General features: G+C 75.4%; 21 protein-coding genes and 1 pseudogene. 19 read left to right on the top strand and 3 right to left on the bottom strand.

Annotated features, from left to right (window positions below; all coding sequences use genetic code 11):
• The first annotated feature begins 17 nt into the window (after nucleotides 1-17).
• The 4 genes from G5V58_RS15330 to G5V58_RS15320 are packed head-to-tail and all read left to right on the top strand — an operon-like array spanning nucleotide 18 to nucleotide 3,855.
• Nucleotides 18-1,910 (top strand): hydantoinase B/oxoprolinase family protein, encoded by a 1,893-nt coding sequence (locus G5V58_RS15330; protein ID WP_165234459.1) that lies wholly within the window; start codon nucleotides 18-20, stop codon nucleotides 1,908-1,910.
• Entirely contained in the window at nucleotides 1,907-2,686 is a 780-nt protein-coding gene (locus G5V58_RS26035) for an isocitrate lyase/PEP mutase family protein (RefSeq protein ID WP_230486651.1), read from the top strand. The genes G5V58_RS15330 and G5V58_RS26035 overlap by 4 nt, the downstream gene beginning before the upstream one ends.
• Nucleotides 2,683-3,354, top strand: coding sequence for an NAD(P)H-binding protein (locus tag G5V58_RS15325; RefSeq protein WP_230486650.1), 672 nt, complete (start codon nucleotides 2,683-2,685; stop codon nucleotides 3,352-3,354). Before G5V58_RS26035 ends, G5V58_RS15325 begins: the two co-directional genes overlap by 4 nt.
• A 9-nt stretch (nucleotides 3,355-3,363) precedes the next feature.
• A complete protein-coding gene (locus G5V58_RS15320) occupies nucleotides 3,364-3,855 on the top strand; it encodes a nucleoside deaminase (RefSeq protein ID WP_165234456.1) in 492 nt (163 codons plus the stop codon).
• Nucleotides 3,856-3,861: 6 nt separating this feature from the next.
• Here the strand turns inward: G5V58_RS15320 and G5V58_RS15315 are convergent, their stop codons facing one another.
• Nucleotides 3,862-4,392 carry a hypothetical protein gene (locus tag G5V58_RS15315; RefSeq protein ID WP_165234453.1) on the bottom strand — a complete coding sequence of 177 codons (531 nt, stop codon included), beginning with the start codon at nucleotides 4,390-4,392 and terminating at the stop codon, nucleotides 3,862-3,864.
• 141 nt (nucleotides 4,393-4,533) lie between these two features.
• On the opposite strand from G5V58_RS15315, the gene G5V58_RS15310 reads away from it, so the two are divergent.
• From G5V58_RS15310 to bar, 4 genes are read left to right on the top strand one after another with little or no spacing between them, the layout of a single operon-like run.
• Nucleotides 4,534-5,205: a response regulator transcription factor gene (locus G5V58_RS15310; RefSeq protein WP_165234450.1), complete on the top strand. Its 672-nt coding sequence runs from the start codon at nucleotides 4,534-4,536 to the stop codon at nucleotides 5,203-5,205.
• Nucleotides 5,202-6,554 carry a sensor histidine kinase gene (locus G5V58_RS15305; RefSeq protein WP_165234447.1) on the top strand — a complete coding sequence of 451 codons (1,353 nt, stop codon included), beginning with the start codon at nucleotides 5,202-5,204 and terminating at the stop codon, nucleotides 6,552-6,554. Before G5V58_RS15310 ends, G5V58_RS15305 begins: the two co-directional genes overlap by 4 nt.
• Nucleotides 6,555-6,563: 9 nt before the next feature.
• Nucleotides 6,564-7,499: a carbamate kinase gene (locus G5V58_RS15300; protein ID WP_165234444.1), complete on the top strand. Its 936-nt coding sequence runs from the start codon at nucleotides 6,564-6,566 to the stop codon at nucleotides 7,497-7,499.
• Between the two features lie 4 nt (nucleotides 7,500-7,503).
• Nucleotides 7,504-8,607, top strand: a complete 1,104-nt coding sequence (gene bar, locus G5V58_RS15295; RefSeq protein ID WP_165234441.1) for a barbiturase — start codon at nucleotides 7,504-7,506, stop codon at nucleotides 8,605-8,607.
• Between the two features lie 117 nt (nucleotides 8,608-8,724).
• On the opposite strand, the gene G5V58_RS15290 is transcribed toward bar, so the two are convergent.
• Nucleotides 8,725-9,888, bottom strand: coding sequence for a CaiB/BaiF CoA transferase family protein (locus G5V58_RS15290; protein ID WP_165234438.1), 1,164 nt, complete (start codon nucleotides 9,886-9,888; stop codon nucleotides 8,725-8,727).
• 157 nt (nucleotides 9,889-10,045) lie between these two features.
• On the opposite strand from G5V58_RS15290, the gene G5V58_RS15285 reads away from it, so the two are divergent.
• From G5V58_RS15285 to G5V58_RS15250, 8 genes are all read left to right on the top strand, one after another.
• On the top strand, nucleotides 10,046-10,924 hold the full coding sequence (locus G5V58_RS15285) for a hypothetical protein (protein WP_165234435.1): 879 nt from the start codon (nucleotides 10,046-10,048) through the stop codon (nucleotides 10,922-10,924).
• 129 nt (nucleotides 10,925-11,053) lie between these two features.
• Nucleotides 11,054-11,797 (top strand): DUF4129 domain-containing protein, encoded by a 744-nt coding sequence (locus G5V58_RS15280; protein ID WP_165234432.1) that lies wholly within the window; start codon nucleotides 11,054-11,056, stop codon nucleotides 11,795-11,797.
• The gene (locus tag G5V58_RS15275) at nucleotides 11,794-12,270 is read left to right on the top strand and encodes a hypothetical protein (protein WP_165234429.1); all 477 of its coding nucleotides are present in this window, start codon (nucleotides 11,794-11,796) and stop codon (nucleotides 12,268-12,270) included. The genes G5V58_RS15280 and G5V58_RS15275 overlap by 4 nt, the downstream gene beginning before the upstream one ends.
• A complete protein-coding gene (locus tag G5V58_RS15270; protein ID WP_165234426.1) occupies nucleotides 12,267-13,235 on the top strand; it encodes an AAA family ATPase in 969 nt (322 codons plus the stop codon). The genes G5V58_RS15275 and G5V58_RS15270 overlap by 4 nt, the downstream gene beginning before the upstream one ends.
• Before the next feature lies 1 nt (nucleotide 13,236).
• On the top strand, nucleotides 13,237-14,526 hold the full coding sequence (locus G5V58_RS15265) for a DUF58 domain-containing protein (RefSeq protein WP_165234423.1): 1,290 nt from the start codon (nucleotides 13,237-13,239) through the stop codon (nucleotides 14,524-14,526).
• On the top strand, nucleotides 14,523-15,050 hold the full coding sequence (locus G5V58_RS15260; RefSeq protein WP_165234420.1) for a hypothetical protein: 528 nt from the start codon (nucleotides 14,523-14,525) through the stop codon (nucleotides 15,048-15,050). The genes G5V58_RS15265 and G5V58_RS15260 overlap by 4 nt, the downstream gene beginning before the upstream one ends.
• A gap of 10 nt (nucleotides 15,051-15,060) precedes the next feature.
• Nucleotides 15,061-15,360 (top strand): MGMT family protein, encoded by a 300-nt coding sequence (locus G5V58_RS15255; protein ID WP_165234418.1) that lies wholly within the window; start codon nucleotides 15,061-15,063, stop codon nucleotides 15,358-15,360.
• A 262-nt stretch (nucleotides 15,361-15,622) separates the two neighbouring features.
• On the top strand, nucleotides 15,623-16,291 hold the full coding sequence (locus G5V58_RS15250; RefSeq protein WP_230486649.1) for a lysophospholipid acyltransferase family protein: 669 nt from the start codon (nucleotides 15,623-15,625) through the stop codon (nucleotides 16,289-16,291).
• Here the strand turns inward: G5V58_RS15250 and G5V58_RS15245 are convergent.
• Nucleotides 16,288-16,854, bottom strand: coding sequence for a hypothetical protein (locus tag G5V58_RS15245; RefSeq protein WP_165234415.1), 567 nt, complete (start codon nucleotides 16,852-16,854; stop codon nucleotides 16,288-16,290). The genes G5V58_RS15250 and G5V58_RS15245 overlap by 4 nt on opposite strands.
• A gap of 36 nt (nucleotides 16,855-16,890) precedes the next feature.
• On the opposite strand from G5V58_RS15245, the pseudogene G5V58_RS15240 reads away from it, so the two are divergent.
• The 3 genes and pseudogenes from G5V58_RS15240 to G5V58_RS15235 form a co-directional block, all read left to right on the top strand.
• Nucleotides 16,891-17,187: pseudogene (locus G5V58_RS15240) on the top strand (cupin domain-containing protein); the annotation flags it as partial.
• Between the two features lie 34 nt (nucleotides 17,188-17,221).
• A complete protein-coding gene (locus G5V58_RS26030; protein WP_230487361.1) occupies nucleotides 17,222-17,314 on the top strand; it encodes a cupin domain-containing protein in 93 nt (30 codons plus the stop codon).
• A 44-nt stretch (nucleotides 17,315-17,358) separates the two neighbouring features.
• Entirely contained in the window at nucleotides 17,359-18,252 is an 894-nt protein-coding gene (locus tag G5V58_RS15235; protein ID WP_165234412.1) for a DNA-3-methyladenine glycosylase family protein, read from the top strand.
• The last annotated feature ends 23 nt before the right edge of the window (nucleotides 18,253-18,275 follow it).

The following is an 18,275-nucleotide window of genomic DNA, read 5'->3' as shown; positions in this document are numbered from 1 at the left end:
CACGAGAGGAGCGCCCGGTGAGCAGGCGCGTGGAGACCCGGTTCCCCTACGGCCACCTGACCGACGACGCCGGCGCGAGCGCCGACCCGGTGCTGGTCGAGATCGTCCAGGGCTCGCTGGCCAGCGTGGAGATGGAGGTGGAGACCGCCATCGCGCGCACGAGCCGCAGCCCGATGATCCGCGACGCGCACGACTTCCGCGCGGGCATCCACGACCGGCTGCTGCGCAAGCTGACCGGCCGCTCGTACTCCGCGCTCGTCCACCCCGTCGCCCGCGACTTCCCGATCGAGCAGATGCGGGAGGGCGACGTGTTCTTCCACAACGACGTCTACCGCTCCGAGGGCGGCATCGGGCACCTGCCGGACCTGTGCGTGACCGTGCCGGTGTTCAGCGACGGCCGGGTGGTGGCCTTCGTCCAGGCCTTCGGCCACCACGACGACATCGGCGGCGCGGTGCCGGGCTCGATGCCCTCCCACGCCACCAGCGTCTTCGAGGAGGGGCTGATGGTCCCGCCGATCCGGCTGTGGGACGCGGGTGTGCCCAACCGCGCGGCGCTGACGATCATGACCCGCAACTCACGGATGCCGGAGTCGCTCGCGGCCGACCTCGACGCCGAGTGCTCGGCCTGCCTCATGGGCGCGCGGCGGCTGGGCGAGCTGTTCGACCGGTACGGCGTGGCGACGGTCGAGTCCTGCTTCGACGCGATCCTCGAGCGCACGACGCAGACCTACCGCCGCGAGATCCTGAGCAAGATCCCGGTCGGCAGCTGGACGTGGGAGGACTACGCCGAGCACGACGGCGTCGAGGAGCCCATGCTGCACACCCAGCGCATCACCCTGACCCGCACCGCGGCCGACGACCCCGACGGTGAGCGCCTGGTGCTGGACTTCGACGGCACCGGGCCGCAGGCCAAGGGCCCGATCAACCACGTGGGTGACGCCAGCGACGGCGTCTTCCTCAAGAAGTGGCTCGCGCCGATCCTGCGCAACCTGGCCGACACCCCCGAGCGGATGGCCGAGCTCGACGTCAACGAAGGCATCGTGCCGCTCATCGAGATGCGCTTCCCCGAGCCGGGGACGCTGCTCACGCCGGTCTTCCCGGCGCCGACCAACGCGCGCACCTTCGTGATCCTGCGGCTGCTCGGCGTGCTGGCCGGTGTGGTGGCCAAGGCCGTCGACGGCCGGATGCCGGCCGACCAGGAGACCATCCGCTACACCGGTGTCTACGGCGAGGACCTGGACGGCCGCCCGTACCTCATGCGCGAGGTGCTCGGCGGCGGCTCGGGCGGGCGCTACTACGCCGACGGCGAGGACACCATCCACGTCGTACCCGACTCGCGGAACCTGCCCACCGAGTTCACCGAGGCCCGCTTCCCGTTCCGCGTCGAGTCGCTCTCGCTCGCGGTGGACAGCGGGGGAGCGGGGCAGTACCGCGGCGGCCTCGGCTACGAGAAGCAGATCCGGATGCTCGAGGACGGGCACTTCATGTCCATCGCCGACCGCTCGATCCTGGCCTGCTGGGGCGTGCGCGGCGGGAAGGCGGGTGCGCCGTTCCAGGTCACCATCGACCCGGGCGGCCCGCACGAGCGCGAGGTCGACGCGCTGGCCGACGCCGAGCCGGTGCGCGCCGGCGAGGTCATCCGGATCCGCACGACCGGCGGCGGCGGCTGGGGCGACCCGCTCGAGCGCGACCCCGCGCTCGTGGTGCGCGACGTGCTCTGGCACAAGGTGTCGCCCCAGGCCGCCTTGGCCGACTACGGCGTGGTCCTGGCCGGGGACTCCTTCGACGCGGACGCGACCGCCGCCGAGCGCGCGTCCCGACCGCCGCGGGGCGAGGCGTTCTTCGACCGCGGCCCCGGGTACGCGCGACTGTCCGGCGGCGCCGCGCACGCCGAGGTGGACGTCCGGTGAGCGCTGAGGCGCTCCTCGCGCTGCACCACGGCGACGGGTTCGTGCTGCCCAACGCCTGGGACGCCGGCTCCGCGCGGATCCTCGGCGGGCTCGGGTTCGCGGCGATCGCCTCCACCAGCGCCGGGATCGCCTGGTCCCTCGGCGTGCCCGACGGGGGCGCGCTGGACCGCGACACCATGCTGGAGTCGGTCGGCCGGATCGTGGCCGCCGTCGACGTGCCGGTGAGCGCCGACCTGGAGTCCGGGTACGACGACGTGGCCACGACCGTGCGCCGCGCGGTCGACGTCGGCGCGGTCGGCGGCAACCTGGAGGACCAGGTCGGCGGTGTGCTGTTCGGTGCGGAGGAAGCGGCGGACCGGGTGGCCGCGGCGCGGGCCGCGGCCCCGGCCGGCACCTTCGTGCTCAACGCCCGCACCGACGTGTGGATGACGGGCAGCCGCTCCTTCGACGAGGGGCTCGCCCGGCTCACGGCGTACGCCGAGGCCGGCGCGGACTGCGTCTTCGCGCCCGGCCTGGCCGACGAGGACCTCATCCGCGACCTGGCCGCCTCGGTGCCGGTCCCGCTCAACGTCGTGGCCGGCCTGGCCAGCACCACCGACGCCCGGACGCTCCTCGCGCTCGGCGTGCGGCGGGTCAGCCTGGGCGGCAGCCTGGCCCGCGCGGCGTACAGCCACCTCGAGCGCGCTGGCCGCGAGCTGCTCGAGACCGGCACCCTCGGCTTCCTCGACGGGGCGGTCTCCTACGGCGAGCTGCAGCAGCGGTTCGGCGCCGGGTGATCGCCGTCGTCGGCGGCCACGGCAAGACCGGCCGCGCGGTCCGCGCCGCGCTCACCGCGCGCGGGGTCGAGACGGTGGCCACCGGCCGAGCGGAGTGGCCGGCCCTGGCCGATGCGGTGGCGGGCTGCGCCGCGGCGTACCTCATCGCGCCGAACCTGCACCCCGACGAGCCGGCGTACGTCGCCGAGGCGCTCGACGCTCTGCGCGCGGCCGGGGTGGGCCGGGTGGTCTACCACTCCGTCGCCTCGCCGTACTGCCCGGCGATGCCGCACCACCTCGGCAAGGCGGTCGCGGAGGACCTGGTGCGCCGGTCGGGCCTGGCCTGGACGGTGCTGCAGCCGGGGGCGTACCTGCAGAACCTCGACCTCACCCGCGACGTCGCGGTGCCCTACGACGTCGACGCGGTCTTCGGGTTCGCCGACCGCGACGACGTGGCCGAGGTCGCGGCGCTGGTGCTGACCGAGACCGGGCACGAGGGCGCGACGTACGAGCTGGCCAGCCGCACCGCCACCGTCGCCGGGCTCGCGGCGGAGGCCGGGGTGCGCGCCACCCGGACCGACGAGCAGCCGGACGGCTGGCTGGGCGCGATGTTCGCCCACTACGACGCCCACGGGCTGCCGGCGGGCCCGCGCACCATGGCCGGGCTGCTCGGCCGGCCCGGGCGGTAGCGTCCCCGCATGGCGCTCACCGAGACCGACCTGACCCACCTGCGGCGCTGTGTCGGGCTCGCGCGCGAGGGGCTGGACGACGGCGACGAGCCGTTCGGCTCGGTGCTGGTCAGCGGCGCGGGCGAGGTGCTCTTCGAGGACCGCAACCGGGTCGGGGACGGCGACGAGACGCGGCACCCGGAGCTGGAGATCGCCCGCTGGTCGGCGCGCCTGGACCCGGCCGAGCGCGCGGCCGCGACGGTCTACACCTCCGGCGAGCACTGCGCGATGTGCGCGGCCGCGCACGGCTGGATGGGGCTCGGCCGGATCGTGTGCGCCGTCTCCACCGCCCAGCTCTCCGCCTGGCGGGCCGACTGGGGACTGCCCGCCGGTCCGGTGCTGCCGCTGAGCGTGGGGGAGGTGGCGCCCGGCGTACCCGTGGACGGGCCGGCGCCCGAGCTGGAGGACGAGGTGCGCGCGCTGCACCGGCGCCACGCCGAGCGGCGCGGCGCTGGGGGCTGACCCTCGTCAGCCGGCCAGCGGGTCGCCGGTCGCCGAGGCCGCCGTCTGCGCGACGCCGTCGCAGCCGGCGTAGAACGCCTGCCGCTTCTCGGCCAGTGCCTGGACCCGGTCTCCGTAGACACCGCGCCGCGCGGCGGTGCGGATCGCCGTCATCGCCCGGCGCTGCTCACGGGGGCCGAGCGACCGGGCGGCCCGCACGTCGGCCTTGAGGGCGGCCGGGAACGAGCGGTAGACCTCGGCGCGACGGGCTCGCAGCCGCTCGGCGGCCTGCTGCACCTGCTCGCCGTACACCCCGTGGAGCGCAGCGGTGCGCACCGCGACGAGGGCGCGGCGCTGCGCCCGCGGGGGCAGCGAGACCGCGGCTGCGATGTCGTCCTGCATGGCCTCCTGCAGGCGGTCCCAGACCCGCTGGCAGGCGGTCGGGTCGTCGCCCGAGGCGATCGGTGCGGCGTGGGCAGGCGTGGTGACGAGGCCCGCGGTGAGGGCGGTGGTGAGGGCGGCGCCCGCCAGCGAGGCGGACAGGGCGGTCTTCAGCATGGCTCCTCCAGGGAGGTCGAGGGTCGGACACCGACGACGGTGGCCGGCGCAGGTGGCGGGCGGGTCAGCCGCGTGTACGGGTTCGGTAAGACCACGCGGACCCGGCCCCGCACGGCGTACGGCGCCACTAGCGTTCGGCGGGTGGGCGAGGGGCTGGTCGTGGTCGTCGAGGACGAGCCCGCCATCGCCGAGCTGGAGCGGCGCTACCTCGCCCGGGCCGGCTTCGGGGTCCACGTCGAGACCCGGGGCCTCGCCGGCCTGGACGCCGTACGACGGCTCCGGCCGGTCCTCGTGGTGCTCGACGTCGGTCTGCCGGACCTCGACGGGATCGAGCTGTGCCGCCGGCTGCGCGAGGACGGGGACTGGACGCCGGTGCTCTTCGTGACCGCCCGCGACGACGAGGTGGACCGGGTGCTCGGGCTGGAGATCGGGGGCGACGACTACCTGACCAAGCCGTTCTCCCCGCGCGAGATGGTGGCCCGGGTCAAGGCCGTGCTGCGCCGGGGCCGGGAGGCGGTGCGGGCGGAGGCGCTCGTGGCGGGCCCGGTGCGGCTGGACCCCGCGACGCGGCAGGTGGGCGTCGACGGCGTGCCGGTGGCGCTGACCGCCACGGAGTTCAACCTGCTGGAGGTGCTGTTGCGCGGCCGTGGGCGGGTGCTGGGCCGGTCCGAGCTGCTCGCGCAGGCGTGGGGCCAGGTCGACTACGGCACGAGCCGGACCGTCGACGTCCACGTGGCCCAGCTGCGCGCCAAGCTCGGCGACGACTGCCCGATCGAGACCGTGCGTGGCGTCGGCTACCGGGTGGCGCGGTGACGCGCCCGCCCGGGGTGCGCACCCTGCTGACCGCCGCGACCGTCGGTGTCGCCCTCCTCGCCCTGGCCCTGGCCGCGGTGCTGACCGGGCCGCTCGTCCGGTCTGCGGCCGAGGACGCGGCGCGGCAGTCGCTGGCCCGCGACGCCGACGTGGTCGCGAGGCTGCCGCTCACCGAGCGGCTGAGCGAGCGCGACCCGGTCCGGGCCACCCGGGAGCGGCGCGGGCTGCTCGTCGGCCTGGTCGAGCCGGACGGCTCGGCCCGCGGCGCGGGTCTCGCGCTCAGCGACACCGACCGCCAGCGCGCGCTCGCCGGCGCGCGGGTCTCGACCTCCGGCAGGCTGGCGGGCGAGCCCGTGCTGCTCGAGGCCCGGCGGCTCGACAACGGTGTCGTGGTGGTCCTCGCCGACCCGGCCTCGTCGGTCGACGAGGGCGTGGCCGCGCTGCGCCGCCGGCTCCTGCTCGCGCTCCTGCTCGGCCTGGTCGTCGCGCTGGTGGCCGGCACCTTCGTCGCGCGCCGGCTCAGCCGGCCGCTGGCCCAGGTCGCCGGCACCGCGCGACGGCTCACCGACGGCGAGCGCGGCGTGGCGACGGAGCCGACCGGCGGGCCCCGCGAGGTCAGCGAGGTGGCCGACGCCCTGCGCCGCCTCGACGAGGCCCTGGCGACCAGCGAGGACCGCCAGCGGCGCTTCCTGCTCTCGGTCTCCCACGAGCTGCGCACCCCGCTCACCGCGCTGCGTGGCTGGTCGGAGTCGCTGGTCGACGGCGCGGTCGCGCCCGACGAGCTCCCCGAGGTCGGCGCGACGATGGTGCAGGAGGCGACGCGGATGGAGCGGTACGTCGCGGACCTGCTCGCCCTCAGCCGCCTCGAGGCCGACGACTTCACCCTCGCCGTGACCGAGGTCGACCTCCCCGCCCTGCTGGCCGAGGGCGCCCGGGCCTGGGCCGACCGGGTCGCTCGCGCCGGCGCCGCCCTCGACGTGGTCGCCACCCCCGGCCTGCGTCTGCGCACCGACCCCGGCCGCGTCCGCCAGATCCTGGACGTCCTCACCGACAACGCGCTGCGCGTCGGCGCGCCGGGCGACCGCGTGGTCTGGGAGGCCCGCCCCGGCCCGGCCGGCGCCCGCCTGGAGGTGCGCGACTCCGGCCCGGGGCTGACCGAGGATGACCGCGCGGTCGCCTTCGAGCCCGGCGCCCTGCACGACCGGTACGCCGGTCAGCGCCCGGTCGGCCACGGCCTGGGCCTGGCCATCGCCCACCGCCTGGTCGTCCGGCTCGGCGGGGCGATCCGCGTCGAGCCGGCGCCCGAGGGCGGCGCTGCGTTCGTGCTGGACCTGCCCGACACCGCGTAGGTTCGGCCCGTGAGGGTCCTGCTCGCGCTCGGCGGCAACGCCATGACCAACGCCGAGGGCCGCGCCCGACCGGAGGACCAGATCGCCGCCGCCCGGGTGGCCATGGCCGCGGTCGCCGACCTGCTCGCGCACGACGTCGAGGTGGTCGTCACGCACGGCAACGGCCCCCAGGTCGGCAACCTGCTGGTCAAGAACGAGCTCGCCGCGTCCGTCGTGCCGCCCGTGCCCCTGGACTGGTGCGGCGCGCAGACCCAGGCGACGCTGGGCTTCGTCCTGGTGGACGCGCTCGAGGCCGCGCTGGCCGCGCGCGGCGTCGAGCGGCGCACGGCGGCGCTGGTGACGCGCGCGCTGGTCGACCCCGACGACCCGGGCTTCACGCACCCGACCAAGCCGATCGGGCGCTACCTGCCGGCGGACGAGGCCGCGGTCCTCGTCGACCACGGCGAGACCTGGGAGGACCGTGGCGAGAAGGGCTGGCGCCGCGTGGTGGCCTCGCCCGAGCCGCTGGAGATCCTGGACGCGCCTGCCGTCCAGGCCCTGGTCGAGGCCGGCTTCGTCGTGGTGGCCAACGGCGGCGGCGGCATCCCGCACGTCCGCGACGCCGACGGCACGCTGCGCGGCGTCGAGGCCGTGATCGACAAGGACCTCGGCGCGGCCCTGCTCGCCCGGACCGTCGGCGCCGACGTGCTGGTCGTGGCCACCGACGTACCGCACGCCGTGCTGGCCTACGGCACTCCCGACGCGCGCGACGTCGGCACGGTGAGCGTGGCCGAGCTCCGCGCGTACGCCGGCGAGGGCCACTTCGCGTCCGGCTCGATGGGACCGAAGGTCGACGCGGTCTGCCGGTTCGTCGAGGCCGGCGGCCGCAAGGCGGTCATCACCGACCTCGGCCACATCGTCGAGGCCGTCACGGGCGAGGCGGGCACGACCGTCCTGCAAGGATGAGCCCATGCCCGACGCCATCGAAGTACGCAAGGTCCCGATCCACTCCGTCGCCGACGCCAGCGAGCTGGCGAAGCTGATCGACGACGGCGTCCTGCACGCCGACCGCGTCATCGCGGTCATCGGCAAGACCGAGGGCAACGGCGGCGTGAACGACTACACCCGCATCATCGCCGACCGCGCGTTCCGCGAGGTGCTCATCGCCAAGGGCGCCCCCGCCGACCAGGTCAAGCAGGTCCCGATCGTCTGGTCCGGCGGCACCGACGGCGTGATCAGCCCGCACGCCACGATCTTCGCGACCGTCCCGCCCGACGAGGTCACGCCCACCGACGAGCCGCGCCTGACCGTCGGCTTCGCGATGAGCGAGCAGCTCCTGCCCGAGGACATCGGCCGCACCGCGATGATCACCAAGGTCGCGGACGCTGTGAAGGTGGCGATGGAGCGCGCCGGCATCACCGACCCCGCCGACGTGCACTACGTGCAGACCAAGACCCCGCTGCTCACGATCCACACCATCCGCGACGCCAAGAGCCGCGGCAAGAGCGTGTGGACCGAGCACACCCACGAGTCCATGGACCTCTCCAACGGCACCACCGCCCTCGGCATCGCGGTCGCCCTCGGCGAGATCGACATGCCCACCGACGACGACGTGATGCACAACCGTGAGCTGTTCTCCTCCGTCGCCTCCTGCTCCTCCGGCGTCGAGCTCGACCAGGCCCAGGTCGTCGTGGTCGGCAACGCCCCCGGCATCGGCGGCCGCTACCGCATCGGCCACGCGGTGATGCAGGACGCCCTGGACCAGGACGGCATCTGGGACGCCATCCGCGATGCCGGTCTCGAGCTGCCGGAGCGTCCCCACACCTCCGACCTCGACGGCAAGCTGGTGAACGTCTTCCTCAAGTGCGAAGCCTCGGCCGACGGCGAGGTGCGCGGACGCCGCAACGCGATGCTGGACGACTCCGACGTGCACTGGCACCGCCAGATCAAGGCGGCGGTCGGTGGGGTCACGGCTGCGGTGACCGGGGACCCCGCGGTGTTCGTCTCGGTGTCGGCTGCGCACCAGGGGCCTGATGGTGGTGGGCCGGTGGCGGCGATCGTCGACCTCGGCTGAGGCCTCTCCACGCACCGGTGGTGGTCGCGTGCCGTGCGGCGTGTGGCTGCCTGCGGGTCCGGAGCCGCTCGAGGCCCGCAGGGCCGACGCAACCACTGCCGCCGAGTGCAGGGGCGCCTAGCCGTCGGAGGCGAGCCACCCTCGGATGGCGTCCCCGTGCTCGTCCAACCGCGGCGGCGCCAAGTGCTCGGCCCGCCCGCCGGAGTACGCGTTGTCGTCGAACCGCAACGGCGAGCCGGGCAGGTCGACGGCGCCGAGGGTGGGGTGGTCGACGGTGAGCTTGAGGCCCTGGGAGAGCACCTGGTCCCAGGAGTACACGTCGTCCATCGACCGCACCTTGCCGGACGGCACGCCGGCGTCGGCCAGCAGCGCCAGCCAGTGCTCGGCGTCGGCCGTCGCGAAGAGCGCCTCGAGCCGCGCGATCAGCTCGTCGCGGTGCTCGACGCGCAGCGCGTTGGTGGCGAAGCCGGCCTCGGCCGCGTCCCAGGACAGCGCGGAGCACAGCGCGCGCCACAGCGCTTCCGAGCCACAGGCGATCTGGATGGGCGCGGAGCCGGTGGCGAACATGCCGTACGGCGCGATCGAGGGGTGGTGGTCGCCGGAGAGGCCGGGGACCTCGCCGGCCACGGTCCACTTGGTGCCCTGGAAGGCGTGCACGCCGACCATGCCGGCGAGCAGCGAGGTGCGCACGACCCGGCCGCGGCCGGTGGTGGCGCGCTCGTGGAGCGCGGCGAGCACGCCGTACGCGCCGTTCATGCCGGCGATGAGGTCGGCGATGGGGACGCCGACCTTGGTCGGCTGGGTGGTGCCGGTGATCGACATCAGGCCGCCCTCGCCCTGGGCGATCTGGTCGTAGCCGGCGCGGTTGCCCTCGGGGCCGTCGTGGCCGAAGCCGGTGATGCTCAGCACGACCAGCCGCGGGTTGAGCGAGTGCAGGCGCGAGACCGGGAAGCCGAGCCGATCCAGGACGCCGGTGCGGTAGTTCTCCATCAGCACGTCCGCCCGCTCGACGAGCCGGGCCAGCACGTCGGCGTCGGCGGGGTCCTTGAGGTCGAGGAGCAGGGACTCCTTGTTGCGGTTGGCCGAGAGGAAGTACGTCGACTCGCGGTCGTCCTCGGGGCCGACGAACGGCGGCCCCCAGCCGCGGGTGTCGTCGCCGGCCGGCGGCTCGACCTTGATGACGCGGGCGCCGAGGTCGCCCAGCATCATCGCCGCGTGCGGGCCGGCGAGCGCGCGGGTGAGGTCCAGGACGAGCAGGTCGGAGAGGGGTCCGTCGGCCATGGGCGCACGCTACCGACCGGCGCAGACCGCCCGGGACTAGTCACAAATGACTACTCGCGCGTAACCCGTTCGGGCCCCCTTCGTTGTGCTGGGCAGACCGCGCCCGGTGATCCGGGACACACCACCCAGCTGTCCAGCGCGAAGGAAGACCCACCCGATGAGCACCCAGACCACCCTGCGCCGGGGCCTCGCCGGCGTGGCCGCCCTGGCCACCGCCCTGCTCGGGGCCGCCGCCGCCACGACCGCGCCGGCCCAGGCCGCCCCGTCGTGGGCCCCGGCCGACACGGCCACGATCCACCCCGGCACGATGATGTACACCGAGGGTGCGCAGTGCACCGCGAACTTCGTCTACACCGACGGCGCGGGCGACGTCTACGTCGGGTACGCCGCGCACTGCGCCGGGCTCGGCGAGGCCACCGACACCAACGGGTGCCAGGCCGAGTCGCTGCCGCTGGGCACGCGGGTGAGCTTCAACGAGGGCGGCAGCCTGGTCGACGAGGGCACCGTGGTCGGCGGCGGCACGCTCGTCTACTCCTCGTGGCTGACCATGCACCAGCTCGGCACCACCGACGCCAACACCTGCGCCTACAACGACCTGGCCCTGGTCAAGGTCGATGCCGGGGACGTGTCCGAGGTCAACCCGTCGATCCCGTTCTGGGGCGGCCCGACCGGCATCGACACCGACGGCACCGCCGCGGGCGACCGGGTCTACACCTACGGCAACTCCAGCCTGCGCGCCGGCATCTCGGCGCTCTCGCCGCACACCGGCATCAGCCTGGGCGACGCGGCCGAGGACGGCGGCTGGAGCCACCCGCTCTACACCGTGACCCCGGGCGTCCCGGGCGACTCGGGCTCGGCGTTCGTCTCCGCGGACGGCAAGGCCATCGGCGTGCTGTCCACCCTGGGCCTGGCCCCGCTGCCGCTGTCCAACAACATCGGCGACCTGGGCCTCGAGCTCGCCTTCGCCCAGCAGCACTCCGGGATCAGCGGCCTGTCGCTGGCCAACGGCACCGAGCCGTTCAACCCGGTCCTGTGACCCACCGCCGGTAGGGAGCACCGGTCCGACTCGGCGGACCGAGCAGCACGAGGGCCCGGGCCCCGTCCACGCACCACGGACGGGACCCGGGTCCTCGCACGCCCGCGGCACGCCGGTTACCGTCCCGTGGTGACCCCGGCCAAGGCAGGCTCGTCGGCGGTGCTCGCCGTCGTGGGCGCCACCGTGCTGGTGGTCGTGCTGGTCACGTGGGCCGCCTCCATCGGCCCGGACCGCGTCCTGTCCGGCGGCAGCATCGACCCGGTCACGCCGCTCGCGCCGACGTCCACCGCCACCGGGCGCGGCCAGGACCCCGACCCGGTCGAGCAGGCCCGCAAGGACCACCAGGACGACCAGTGGCCGGCCTGGGTGGGCGTCCTCGCGCTCGTGCTGCAGGCGGCCGCGGTCGGGCTGGCGGCCTACCTCGGCTTCCGGCTGTGGCGCTGGCTGCGGCAGCGCTGGCGCTGGCTGCGGCGCCGGGCCCGCGAGGGCGACGCACCGGACGAGGTCGACTTCGAGGTCCTCGGCTCGCCCGGACAGGTCGAGGCCGCCATGGAGGACGACGCCGCCGCCCAACGGGCGGCGCTGGTCGAGGACGCCGAGCCGCGCAACGCGATCGTGGCGTGCTGGCACCGGTTCGAGGACCAGGCCGTCCGTGCGGGCGCCGCGCGCCGGGAGTGGCAGACCACGGGCGAGTTCGTGCTCGAGGCCCTCGAGCACGTCGGCGCCGACCGGGGCGCGGTCGGCCGACTGGCCGACCTCTACCGCGAGGCGCGCTTCTCCGACCACCCGATGACCGAGGACCACCGCCGCGCGGCCCTCGAGGCGCTGGACGCGGTGCACCGCAGCCTCGGCGGCGCCGGGGTGCGGACGTGAGCGGGCGCCGGCGCTGGTGGTGGCGGCTCGGGGCCGCGGTGCTCGCCTTCGCGGGCATCGAGGGCGTCGTGCTGCTCATCGACGCCCGCGCCGACGAGCTGCGCCTGGCCCTGCTCGTCGCGCTCTGCGTGGGCGCCGCCTCCCTGCTGCTCGACGCCACCGGCGCCGCGCCGGCGGTGTGGACCGAGCACACCGAGCACGAGGCCGGGCTGAGCCGGCTGGACCCGCGCACCTCCTCCTACCTGCGCGTCGTGGAGGGCCACCTGTCGGCCCGCGAGCCCGACCCCGCCCTGTGGGGCCGGCTGCGGGGGCTCGCCGACCAGACGCTGCGCGCGCGGCACGGCGTACCCCTCGAGGACCCGCACGCCACCGACCTGCTCGGACCCGAGCTGGCCCAGGTGCTCGCCCAGCCGCCGCGCCGGATGAGCACCGACGAGATCGACCGTTGCGTGAGAAGGATCGAGGACCTGTGACCACACCCACCGTCGCCGAGGCCGCCGAGGTCGCCGAGCGCGTCCTGACCGAGGTCGGCAAGGCCGTCGTCGGCAAGCAGGAGGCGCTGCGCCTCGTGCTGTGCGCGGTCCTGGCCAAGGGTCACGTGCTGCTCGAGGACTTCCCGGGACTCGGCAAGACCCTGGCCGCCCGGTCCTTCGCGCAGGCCCTCGGCCTGGACTTCGCCCGCGCGCAGTTCACCCCGGACCTGCTGCCGAGCGATCTGACCGGCTCGTTCCTCTACGACCAGCGCACGTCGAGCTTCGAGTTCCGGCGCGGCCCGCTGTTCACCGGCCTGCTGCTGGCCGACGAGATCAACCGGACGCCGCCCAAGACCCAGTCCGCGCTCCTCGAGGCGATGCAGGAGCGGCAGGTCACCGTGGAGGGCGAGACCTTCGCGCTGCCCGAGCCGTTCCACGTCCTGGCCACCGCCAACCCCATCGAGTACGAAGGCACCTACCCGCTCCCCGAGGCGCAGCTGGACCGGTTCCTGCTGCGGGTCAGCTTCGGCTACCCCTCGGCGAGCGAGGAGTACGACGTGATCGCGCGCCGCGTGGCCCGCCAGCAGGAGGAGGTCCAGCTCTCCGCGGTCACCGACCCGGCCGGCCTGCGCGCGGCCCAGGCCGCGGTGGAGACGGTGCGCGTCGACGAGAGCGTCGGCCGCTACTGCGTGGCGCTGGCCGCGGCGACCCGCGAGCACCGCGACACGCTCACCGGCGCCTCGCCGCGCGGCTCGCTCGGGCTGGTGCTGACCGCCCGCGCCTTCGCCCTGCTGCGCGGCCGCGACTACGTCATCCCCGAGGACGTCAAGGCCGTGGCCCGCCCGGTGCTGGCCCACCGCGTCACCGTCCGGCCCGAGCTGTGGATGACCCAGACCACCGGCCGCACCATCGTCGACGCGGTGCTGGCCCAGGTGCCCACGCCGTCCACGCTCGAGCGCCGGTGACGTGACGGGCACCTGGCGGCCCACGCCCGCCCTGGTCCGGGCCACGCTGCTCGGCGCGCTCGCCGTGGTGGTCGCTGTGGTCGGGGCCGCCCCGGTGGCGATGGTGCTGGGCGCGCCGTTCGTGCTCCTGGCCGGGCTGGGTCTGGTCCACCGCCCGCGCTCGAGTCCGGCGGTGAGCGCCACGCTGGACGAGCGCTGGCTGCACGAGGGCCAGGGCACCACCTCGCGGCTGCACCTGAGCGACGGCGAGGACGTCGAGCACGTCGCGCGGGCGCTCACCCGGACGCCGTACGTCGCGGTGCACCCGGCCGACGGCCGGGTCGCGGCGCTCGCGCCCGAGCTGCCCACGGTCGAGATCGGCCCGCGCCGCTGGGGCCGGCGGGTGCTGGGGGAGGAGCAGGTCGCGCTGACCTCGCGGTGGGCCGGCTACCGCTGGGGTCCGGTGCCGCTGCCCGGCGAGGCCCGGCGGGTCGTGCCGTACACCCGCGGCTTCGACTCGCGCGCCGAGACGCCGCGCCCGGTCGGGCTGGTCGGGCTGAACCGCTCGCCGCGCCTCGGGGCCGGCGTCGAGTTCGCCGACATCCGGCCGTTCCGGCCGGGCGACCGGCTGCGGCGGATCAGCTGGCGGGTCTCGGTGCGCAGCCAGGAGCTGCACGTCACCACCTCGCCGTCGGAGGAGGACAGCGGCGTGCTGCTCGTCCTCGACGCCCTCGGCGACCACGGCCGCTCGGAGGGGCTGGACGGTGCCGCGAGCAGCCTGGACCAGGGCGTGCGCGCGGCCGCGGCGGTGGCCGAGCACCACGTCGCGGCCGGTGACCGGGTCGGCCTCCGGGTGGTCGGCGGCGACGGCGGCCTGGTCGGGTACGGCGCCGGCACCCGCCACCTGCGCGTGCTCCTCGACCAGCTGTCCGGCGTGCAGCCCGGAGAGCTGCCGAAGGCCCTCGCCGACCAGCTCCAGCTCCGGGTGACCGGCGGCAGCGTCGTGGTGGTGTTCTCGCCGATGCTGAGCCCCGCCATCGTGACCGCGACCGCCGGTCTCGTGCAGCGTGCGCTCCCGGTCGTCGTGGTCGACACGCTCCCGGCCGACGCCACACCCAAGGTCCCCGAGGGCGCCGACCCGCGCGTGGTCGACCTGGCCTGGCGGATGCGCCGGCTCGAGCGCGACCAGGTCCTGGCCGGGCTCGCCGGGCTGGGCTGCCCGGTCATCGCCTGGCGCGGCTCCGGCACCCTCGACGACGTGCTGCGCCGGCTCGCCCGCCGCGCCGGCGCACCGCGGGTGGTGTCGCGGTGAGCCCGCTCCTCGCCCTGCTCCACGAGACCCGGCCGCGGCTCCTGCTGCGGGCCGTGGTCCTGCTCGCCCCTCCGCTCGCGCTGCTCAGCGCCTGGCCGGCCGAGCAGCCGGGCGGCTGGCTCACCGCCCTGGTCGTCGTGCTCGCCGCGGGAGCGGCCGTGCTCCCGGAGTCGTGGCTCGCCGCCCTGGCGCTGGGGGTCGTCCTGCTGTGGTGGGCGCTCCAGGTCGCCGACGCGCTGCCGGTCACCGCCCTGCTGGCGGCGCTGCTGCTCGTCGCGGGGCACCTGGCCGGCGTGCTCCTGGCCTACGGACCGACCGGCGCCGCGGTCACCGAGCCCGTGGCGCGGCTCTGGGTGCGCCGCGGTCTCCTGGTCGGCGCCGCCGCGCCCGTGGTCTGGCTGCTGGCCCTGGCCGTGCGGGGTCAGCCGGAGCCGCCCGGCGTCTGGGTGGCTGGGCTGGTCTGCGGCGTGCTGCTCTGCGTCGTGGCCGCGGTCGCGGTGGGCCAGGACCAGGACGTCGCCTAGCCTCACCGCCGTGGACCCCGAGGAGTACGTCGAGCGCGTCCTGTCGCTCGTCGAGGAGGTCCCGTGGGGCCGCGTGACGTCGTACGGCGCGATCGCGGGCGTCGTCGGCGGGGGGCCGCGCCAGGTCGGCTCGGTGATGGCGCGGCACGGCGGGCCGGTGCCGTGGTGGCGGGTGGTGCGCGCCGACGGCTCGCTCCCGCCCAGCCACGAGCAGAACGCCCGGCCGCACTACCTCGAGGAGGGCACGCCGCTGCGCGCGAGCGGAGCCGTCGACATGGCCGCCGCGTTCTGGGAGCCCGGCCCGGCCTGACCTGTGCACAAGACCGCGCGTGCTGTGGACAACCCGGTCGCAGCGGTGGAGGACGTTGTGGAACCAGAGGAATGTGGCGCCGAACCCTTGCGCCGGAGGTGACGACGGGCATAGAACTGGTGGTGCGCCGCTCCTCCGGGAGAGGCGCCAGAAGGGCCCGAACAACTCATACTTGTTCGGGCCCTTCGCCTTTTCCCCTGCCCCGACGGCCAGGCACCGGACCCGATTCGGCGTACGCGCGGGTAGCGGCCAGGATCGACCCGTGCTCTACGACGTGATGCACGCCGTGCTGCCGCCCGTCCTCAAGGCCGTGTGGCGCCCGACGGTGCGCGGGCTGGAGCACGTGCCGCGCGAGGGCGGCGTCATCCTGGCCAGCAACCACCTCAGCTTCGCCGACTCCGTCGTCATCCCGACCGTGGCGCCGCGCAAGGTGGTCTTCCTGGCCAAGTCCGACTACTTCACCGGCACCGGGCTCAAGGGGCTCGCCTCGCGCGCGTGGTTCGAGGGCATGGGGATGCTGCCGGTCGACCGCGACGACACCAAGGCCGCGCTGGCCAGCCTGGACATCGCGCTCGACGTGCTCGGGCGCGGCGAGGCGTTCGGCATCTACCCCGAGGGCACCCGCTCGCGCGACGGCCGGCTCTACCGCGGCCGCACCGGCGTGGCCCACCTCGCGCTGACCGCCGGCGTCCCGGTGGTCCCGGTAGGACTGAGCGGCACCGAGCGGCTCCAGCCGGTCGGCTCGAACCTCCCGCGCGTGGTCAAGGTCTCGGTCGCGTTCGGCCCGCCCCTCGACTTCGCCGGCCGCTTCGACGGCGTGCCGGCGGGCCGGGCCCGCCGCGAGGCGACCGACGAGATCATGGCCGCCATCGCCGCGCTCACCGGTCAGGTCGAGGCCGGGGTCTACAACGAGCGGCCCGTCGACGCCTAGGCCAGGGCGGTCCAGGTCCAGGCGCCGAGCAGCGCGCCGGCCGAGCTGAGCACGGCGTACGCCGGGACCCACCAGCGCGCGCCGTCGTACTGCGGCGACGGCCTGGGCGCCGGCACCACCGCGCGGTGGACCGCGACGAGCACCGCGTAGACCGCGGGCGCGGCCATCAGCCAGAACACCGCGCCGCACACCAGCCAGCCCCAGACCACGTCCGGGCCCAGGACGCCGTACTCCATGAAGTTCCAGCCGAGCGCCCCGAACAGCCCGGCCCACAGGGGGATGAGCAGGTTGGGGGCGTCGACGGAGGTGGCCAGGGCCGAGCCCGCCATCGCGGTCAGCAGCATGACCGGGATCGCGATCGAGATGAGGACCGCGCCGTCGGGACAGGGCTGGGCGCTCACGTAGGGACCGCCGTCCGCGCACGACCCGCCGACGGCCAGGACCGCGCGCATGGACAAGAACGCCCACGTGATGCAGACCGCGACGACGAGCACGCTCACGGCGGTGCCGAGGTAGATCTTCGTCGGCGGCCGGTGCACACCGGGCGGCACGGTCCTCGCCACAGGCAGCACTCTGGCAGAGCCGCCGATACTGCTGCCATGACCGACACTCCCGCTCTCGCCGGGTCGCTGGGCCTGGAGCCGCACCCCGAGGGCGGGTGGTTCCGCCAGACCTGGGCCTCGCCCGTCCAGGTGACGCTCGACGACGGCCGGGTCCGGCCGACGGCCACGCTCATCCACTTCCTGCTGCCGGCCGGGGAGCACTCGGCCTGGCACCGGGTGGCGAGCGACGAGCTGTGGCTGGCCCACCAGGGCACGGTCACGCTCGAGCTCGGCGGCGCCGGCGACGCGCCCGCCACCGCCGCGTCGGTACGGGTCGGGACCGACCTGGGCGCAGGGGAGCAGCCGCAGGCCCTGGTCCCCCGCCGGCGTGTGGCAGCGCACCGTCCCGCACGACGACGACGCCCTGGTCAGCTGCCTGGTCTCACCCGGCTTCGACTTCGCGGACTTCGAGCTGGCCTGAGGCGTCCGCGGAGGACTGTCGGTGCCACCCGTCAGGGTGGCCCCATGAGGACGTCGAGCATCGCGCTGCGTGGCCCCTACTCGGTCGAGGAGGTCGCGCTCATGGACTTCGGCCACCGCGCCGAGGCCAGCTTCGACGGCGTGCTCCGACTCGCCTTCTGCCTCGACCGCGACCTCGAGCAGCAGGTCGGCGTCGAGGTGCGCCAGGCGGGCGACCGGCTCGACCTCGTGGTCCACGGCGAGGGCGACCTCGACGCGGTCACCCGCCAGGTCGCGCGCGTGGTCTCGGCCGACGGTGACGGCGCGGCGTACGCCGAGGTGTGCGCGAGCGACCCGGTCCTGGCCGAGCTGCACGCGGCGGCGCCGGGGTTCCGCCCGAGCAACTTCCACTCGGCGTACGACGCGTGCGTGTGGTCGGTGCTCAGCGCGCGCCGGCAGCGGCGCCAGGCCATCGGGCTGCGCGCCCGGCTCTCGGCCGAGCACGGCCGCACGTTCGAGCTGGCCGGTCAGTCCGTGCACGCCCTGCCGACCCCGGCGACGCTGGCCCGCCTCGACCACGTGCCCGGGCTCCAGGACGTCGCGGTGCCCCGCCTGCACGCGATCGCCGAGGCCGCCACCGCAGGGCGGCTGGACGTCGACCGGCTCGTCGCCCTCGGCCCGGATCTGGCCGTCGCCGAGCTGCAGACGCTGCCGGGCATCGGCCCCTTCTACAGCTCACTGGTGGTGGTGCGGGCGTGCGGGCTCACCGACGTGCTCACCGTCCCGGCGCACACCCGCGACGCCGTGCGTCGGGTCTACGGCCTCGACCACGATCCCGACGACGCCGAGCTGGCCGCACTCGCCGAGGCCTGGCGACCGTTCCGGACCTGGGTCGCGGTGGCGCTCCGCGCGGTCGGGACGCGACTCGGGACAGGTCCGGGACACGGTGCCGCGGCCTGAGGGACGCTCGGCCCCCTAGCGTT

This window comes from Nocardioides anomalus (assembly GCF_011046535.1).
Taxonomy (GTDB): domain Bacteria; phylum Actinomycetota; class Actinomycetes; order Propionibacteriales; family Nocardioidaceae; genus Nocardioides; species Nocardioides anomalus.
This window is presented reverse-complemented; position numbering and strand designations above follow the sequence as displayed.